At 63.6% G+C, this 761-nt stretch carries 1 protein-coding gene; it reads left to right on the top strand.

The window, feature by feature from the left end; translation table 11 throughout:
• On the top strand, positions 1–761 hold a 761-nt coding region (gene istA, locus KYG_RS01520; protein ID WP_008903039.1), incomplete at both ends, for an IS21 family transposase.

Here is a 761-nt window from a genome sequence, read left to right as displayed (position 1 = left end):
GGTGAAGGCCAACAGGCGGCCTGCAAGGCCTTCGTGCCATTGACCTTCGAGCTTGGCGAGGCCTTCCAGTTCGACTGGAGCGAAGACGGCTTGCTGGTGGGCGGGGTGTACTACCGCATGCAGGTCTCGCACATGAAGCTGTGTGCCAGTGGGGCCTTCTGGCTGGTGGCCTACCCCAGCCAAGGCCACGAGATGCTGTTCGATGCGCACACCCGCAGCTTTGCAGCGCTGGGTGGCGTGGCACGCCGTGGCATCTACGACAACATGAAGACGGCGGTCGACAAAGTCAAGAAGGGCAAAGGCCGCGTGGTCAATGCGCGCTTTGCAGCCATGTGCGCGCACTATCTGTTCGACCCTGATTTTTGCAACCGTGCCAGCGGCTGGGAGAAGGGGCGCGTGGAGAAGGATGTGCAAGACAGCCGCCGTCGCATCTGGGTGGAGGCGGGGCAATGGCGCTTTGGCAGCTTTACCGAGCTCAATGCGTGGCTGGGCGAGCGCTGCCGGGCTCTGTGGCGAGAGCTGCGCCACCCGCAGCACAAAGCGTTCAGCATCGCCGAGATGCTGGAGCTGGAGCAAAGCCACCTGATGCCGATGCCGGTGGCCTTTGATGGCTATGTTGAGAACCCGGCCAAGGTGAGCAGCACCTGCCTGGTGACGGTGGCGCGCAACCGCTACTCGGTGCCCTGCGAATGGGCGGGGCAAATGGTCAGCACACACCTGTACCCGGCGCAGATCGTGGTGGTGGCCGGCGATGCTATGGT

The organism is Acidovorax sp. NO-1, from assembly GCF_000238595.1.
Taxonomy (GTDB): domain Bacteria; phylum Pseudomonadota; class Gammaproteobacteria; order Burkholderiales; family Burkholderiaceae_C; genus Acidovorax.
This window is presented reverse-complemented; position numbering and strand designations above follow the sequence as displayed.